1 protein-coding gene is annotated in these 548 nt (G+C 57.3%); it reads right to left on the reverse strand.

Going from position 1 to position 548, the window contains the following annotated elements:
• Positions 1 to 548: FtsX-like permease family protein (locus J5224_RS34645; protein WP_264629345.1), on the reverse strand; the 548-nt coding region annotated here is incomplete at both ends.

Below are 548 nucleotides of genomic sequence, written 5' to 3' on the forward strand. Positions count from 1 at the left end.
CACTGCCAGCAGCAGCAGCACGAACCCCAGATCGTCTTCACCCAACGCAATCGGCAATACAAAGCCACTCTTTTCACTCATGATGATCGCCACAGCCTGGGCAGCGACATAGCCCAGCCCCACACCGATCGCCACACCGGCAAATACCAGTGACATCAATCCGCTCCAGATCAGCAGGGAGATGCGGGTGCGCGGCGCGCCGAAAGCGCGCAAGGCACCGATTTGCTTCTGGCGTTGACGTAAATGCATCACCGCCACCAGCGCCACCGCCATCCCCACCAACCCTTGCGTGCCAATGGAGATATACATCAGTAACGCACGAATATCACCGAGGATAGAATAGAGCTTCACCAGCACCTCTCCCGGAAATACTGCCTGTGTTGCCGTGCTGCGATAGAGTGAGCGCAGTTGGTAAGCGCCCGCAATGCTGAGCGGTTTTACCACAATGGCGGGCACACCAGCCTCATGATGATGCTCTTGTTGCGCATCCTGTGAATGCGCTTCACCGTCGTCATGATGTTCATGCGCATCGCCCTCAGCGTGCTCAT

This window comes from Candidatus Symbiopectobacterium sp. NZEC135 (assembly GCF_025962695.1).